The organism is uncultured Zoogloea sp. (genome assembly GCF_937894855.1).
In the GTDB taxonomy this organism is placed as follows: domain Bacteria; phylum Pseudomonadota; class Gammaproteobacteria; order Burkholderiales; family Rhodocyclaceae; genus Zoogloea; species Zoogloea oryzae.
In genome coordinates this window covers 1-4684 of sequence record NZ_CALAYQ010000150.1, presented here as the reverse complement: position 1 = coordinate 4684, position 4684 = coordinate 1, and the positions used below count along the sequence as shown (strand labels likewise).

Annotated in this window: 4 protein-coding genes; 2 read left to right on the top strand and 2 right to left on the bottom strand. The window is 65.2% G+C overall.

Going from position 1 to position 4684, the window contains the following annotated elements; genetic code table 11:
• Positions 1–31: 31 nt before the first annotated feature.
• The gene (locus Q0672_RS16870) at positions 32–1273 is read right to left on the bottom strand and encodes a nitrous oxide reductase family maturation protein NosD (protein ID WP_298624125.1); all 1242 of its coding nucleotides are present in this window, start codon (positions 1271–1273) and stop codon (positions 32–34) included.
• Between the two features lie 448 nt (positions 1274–1721).
• A complete protein-coding gene (locus tag Q0672_RS16865) occupies positions 1722–2369 on the bottom strand; it encodes an HAD hydrolase-like protein (protein ID WP_298624123.1) in 648 nt (215 codons plus the stop codon).
• A gap of 654 nt (positions 2370–3023) precedes the next feature.
• Between Q0672_RS16865 and Q0672_RS16860 the strand changes: the two genes are divergently transcribed.
• Both Q0672_RS16860 and Q0672_RS16855 read left to right on the top strand, forming a co-directional pair.
• Positions 3024–3536, top strand: a complete 513-nt coding sequence (locus tag Q0672_RS16860) for a hypothetical protein (protein ID WP_298624121.1) — start codon at positions 3024–3026, stop codon at positions 3534–3536.
• A gap of 150 nt (positions 3537–3686) precedes the next feature.
• Positions 3687–4684: diguanylate cyclase (locus Q0672_RS16855; RefSeq protein WP_298624118.1), on the top strand; the 998-nt coding region annotated here is incomplete at its 3' end.

Here is a 4684-nt window from a genome sequence, read left to right as displayed (position 1 = left end):
GGTGCCGAAATCCTTGGTCACCCCGCGGGCTTCAACGATAGTGCTTGCCAAGCCAGTTTCTCCAGTCGGAATGTTCGGGGCGCATGCGCGGCTTGGGATCCACGATGCTGGGGGCGCGCAGCAGCGGAAACTGCTGGCTGATGAGGCGGAGGGTCTGGATCGCCGGGCTGGCGAGCAGCAGCTTGACCATCGGGTGCTTCCACGACAGGCGATCGACCATGTCGTTGGCCTCGTAGGGCACGTCGCCGATGCCGTCGCCGTTGCGATCCCAGCCCACGTAGTTGCTCCAGTGGTTGCCTTCCTTGGCACCCCAGGTCTCGTCCTTCGAGGCGACGTATTTCACCTGCTCGCGGTTGGAGATGAAGTCGTTCTGCTCGACCACGTTGTGCTTGGAGCCGGCCCACAGGTGCACGCCAACCTGGTTATCCACCACCAGGTTGTTACGCAGGGTGTTGTATTCGGCGTCGTAGATGAAGAAGCCGCGCGCGTTGCCGGCGACGATGTTGTTCTCGACCACGGCGTCCTGGATGGTCCGCAGCATGATGCCGTGGTCTGAATTGCCCCAGGCGCGGTTGTTGCGCACGATCTGGTCGCGCACTTCCATCAGCGCGAGGCCGCCGCGGTTGTAGTAGGTGTCGTTGTCCTCCCACACGTTGTGGTAGGAGTTCATGTAGTGGGTGCCGTAGCGGCTGTGGTGCATCCTGTTGCCGCGGAACAGCGCCTTGTGGGAGACATCCACGTAGATGGCGTCGCGCACGAAGCTGATGTCGTTGCCGATGATCTTCGCGCCGGTGGTGTTGTAGAGCTGGATGCCGTTGCCCCGCTGGGACGAATCCAGATCGCGCTTGCCAGTGATGAGGTTGTGCTCGATCACCACATCCTCGACCTTCTCGATCCACAGCCCGAACAGGGTGTAGCTGAAATCGCAGTGGGCAACGCGGGCCCGGTGGGCGCCGGGCTGGAGGTAGATGCCGGCGTTCTGCTCGCCCAGATCGGCGCCCGAATCCGCAACGATCAGCCCTTCGATGGTGACGTCGGTAGCGATGACGCGGATGGTGTCGCCCTTGCCGCGACCGTCGATGGTGGGGCGGTCGATGCCGACGAGCTTGAGCGGCTTGTCGATGCGCAGGTTCTCGGGGTAATGCCCGCGGGCCACGCGCACGGTGTCGCCAGCGGCGGCATGGTTGATGGCGGCCTGGATCGACTCTCCCGGCTTGACGTCCCAGCTGGCCGCCTGGACGCCAGCAGCCGTTCCTGCGGCGAGGAGGGCCAGAGCAAGGCGGAGCGGGCGGAATGAAAGGGGCACGGCAACAGGCACGAGGAAGTCCGGATGGCGTGCAGTGTGCGGCGGAATGTCGCACCGGGCCTTGATTTGGGTGAAGTTGACCGGCTGACGATGCGGTCGGTAGCCCTCGGCCTGTCCTGCACCTGTAGGTCGGACTTTAGTCCGACAACGGTTGGTCGGCTCAAGCCGTGGTGTCGGACTGAAGTCCGACCTACAGGATGGGGGGATCTTGAAGTGGGTGCGAAAGCCGCTTTGTGTCCCGTGCGGGGGCCGCTTCAGTCAGGCTTCCCGAAGGAATGGGTGCTTTGCGGGCCGTAGCCCTCGGTCTGGCCTGTACCTGTAGGTCGGACTTTAGTCCGACAACGGTTGGCGGGCTCAAGCCGTGGTTTCGGACTGAAGTTCGACCTACAGGGTTGGGGGTGATGTGGGGGCGGCGTCAGTCGGCCGTTGTTGAGGAGCAGGAGAGGCGTTCGGGCAGCGCTTCCAGCGTTTTGAGGAGCGGCGCGTCACAGTGGGCTTGCAGGGCTTCGGGGTGGGTGTAGCCCCAGGCTACGCCGAGAAAGCCCATGCCCACCGCCCGGGCGGCGTCGGCGTCGCGGATCTCGTCGCCGATGCACGTGACGGCTTCGGGGGCGAGGCGGGTGGTCCACAGCAGCTCGCGGAGCTTGAAGCGCTTGCCGAACAGGCTGGTGCGGCAGTGCAGGTGCTGGAACAGCGCCAGGGTGTCGGCGCCCAGCACGGCGCGGGCGGCGTCTCGGGTGTTGGAGGTGAGGAGCGACAGGGCAAAGCCTTCGTCGTGCAGGCGACGCAGGGTGGCGTCGGCGCCGGGGAAGGGGCGGATGGCGTCGATGCGCGCAAACATCCGCCGGCGCATGTCCACCGCGAGGGTGGGCACCTTCCAGATCGGCACGCCCAGGTGGTCCATCAGCTGCCAGCTCGACATGCGGCGGATGCGCTGCGTGTCTTCACCGGCGAGGCTGCGAAAGCCGTGCTCCGCTGCCGCTTCGTCGAGACAGATGCGGAAGGTGTCGAAGGAGTCGGCGAGGGTGCCGTCGAGGTCGAAGACGACGAGCTTGCAGGTCATGGAGGCGGGGTTGGCTGCGGTGGAGCGGGGCGCAAGGATCGCTGTTTTTTGCGGGCTGCGCCAGCCCGGCCTGAAACGGGGGAGATGACGCTACGGCGCACCTTCCGGAAGGGCTCGCGCGCCAGTTGTGTCAGAAAATTCCTACGGACAAACTGTTCAATTCCGACACACATTTGGCTGGCTGCTGACAGACATGGCGTTCCACTGATGAAATCATCCACTCCACAAATCCGTCACCCCGCATGACCGGAAGCCTCGAAGAAGGCCGGCTGCGGGAGATGACATGGCTCGGGATTTCCCGGGTCAAGAAAGACGCGAGACGTGGAGGAGACAATCTTGACCAATCATGGCGATCCGTTGGTGTGTGTTCCGACGTGGGGTGCCGTCACATCCCTGTCGGAGGATCAACTGGCCCCCAGCGCGGGGGGGCGTGCATCTGGCCGCTACTACTTTCTGTTGCCCAGGCGACGCAGGAAACCGCGCAGCGCCAGCCAAAAGCTGGTGACCCTGTGCGCCTTCGGGCCTTTCGTCACCAGCGAGGCAGTGAACTTCATCCGAACCAGTGCCCTGTCACTGGGTTTGCTCTAGCCAGAATCATCCCTGCAGCAGCGCGCGCAGGGCGGTCGATGTATTTTTTCAAAAGAGATCAGCACCATGGACTTTACCCACACCCTGCAAGGATTTGCCGAAGTCGTCGCCATCAACGGGGATGCCTGCAAGTCGATCTATGGCGTCACCCTCAAGGCAACCGAGCGCATCTATTCGCTCAACACTGATTTTGCCCGGGCCCTCATCGAAAGCTATGCCGTCGGCGACACCGGCAGCGACTATCAGGAACAGCTTCGTACGCAGCTCCGTCAGTTTGAACGGGTGAGCGAGTATCTCCGCGATGTGAGCGAGGTCTTTGTTGCGACCCAGGCGGAAGTGTTCTCGCTGGGTTCGGCCAACGCCGAGGAAGTCACCCGCCGGCTCGCCGCCGAGGTGGAAAAGCAGTGCCTGTCGTCGGCGTCCGGTGGTCAGACGGCTTTCTCTGACGCGCTGCATTCGGCACTTAACGCCGCCAGTAGCACCTACGAGAAGCTGATCGGTACCTCCCGCGAGATCACCGAGGCCAGCCTCGGGGTGGTCGAGAAGGCCCGCCCGGGTACCGTGAAGAAAGCCGCGTAGCTTGGGTTGGTGGCCGTCGCGTCGCCGGCTGGGGGCGAGCGGCGACGCGACGGTTCGCCGCTCGCAGCACTGTTCCGGCCGGGGTCGCCCCGGCCGACCGACGGGCCTGCCGCTTGCCGGGCCTAGTCGAAAGCGTGACGGGAGGCAGTCATGGCGATGGACCTGCTCAAGTTCGCACATGAGGTCAAATGGCGGGACATGTCCCGGTCCGTTTGCACCGGCTGGCTGCGGAGCCTCTCGCTGCCCCAGCATCTGCTGCTCCTGGCCCTGACGCCGTTGCCTTTTCTGCTCGCGGCGTTTTTCATGGTGCATGAGGTGGAACCGAAGGCGTCCCATGAGCCCGCGAGGCTGGCCCGGGGAGTGGCCGCCGTGCGTCTGCTTGCCACCGCAGTGGAAGCCGGCGTGTACTTCCGCCGTCCCCAGCAACTTGAAGAGATTGTCGATGCCCTTGGTGACGCCGACAACGTGACCGCCCTGGCGATCTACGACCACAGCGGCCGTCCGCTGGTGGAGCGGGGCCGGGCGGCGGTTGCCACGCGGGAGCGGGTTCGCGCGGTGCGCACCGCGAGTTTCATCGACGAACGGGGCGGGCGGATGGCCTTTGCCGCGCCCGTGATGTCCATGCCGGCTGCCCGCGACGATGGCATTGGCGATGCCTTGTTCACCCTCGTTGAATCTCAGGCGTCAGGCTGGGTGCTGCTGGAATTCGATGCGCCGGCGCCTGTGTCGGCGGGCGATCAGCTGTTCCTGCGCCATGCCCTGCTGTCGCTGGCAGCGCTGGCGGGCAGCATCTACGTGGCGCTGCGCCTGGGCCACGCCTGGGCTGACCCGATGCTGCGGGTGGCCGAGGCGGTGAAGCGCGTGCGCGCCGGGCAGTGGGATGTGCGCCTGCCGGTGGATGCGGCCGGCCGCGAGATGCAGCAGCTGCAAGAAGGCATCAATGCGCTGATCGGCACGCTGGAGGGGACACGTCGCGCGGTGCAGGCCGGGGTCGATGAAGCCCGGGACCGCTTCGCCTATCAGGCCATGCACGACCATCTCACCGGGCTGCCCAACCGGCGGGCCTTCGACGAGGCGCTGGATGAGGCCGTGGCGGCGTCGCGGCGGGCTTCCGACCGCTGCGTGCTGTGCTTCATCGATCTGGATTT

What these genes read in the sequence shown, in the direction of transcription:
- Q0672_RS16865 (WP_298624123.1), bottom strand. Translation starts at nt 2,369, where the DNA reads ATGACCTGCAAGCTCGTCGTCTTCGACCTCGACGGCACCCTCGCCGAC.
- Q0672_RS16860 (WP_298624121.1), top strand. Translation starts at nt 3,024, where the DNA reads ATGGACTTTACCCACACCCTGCAAGGATTTGCCGAAGTCGTCGCCATC.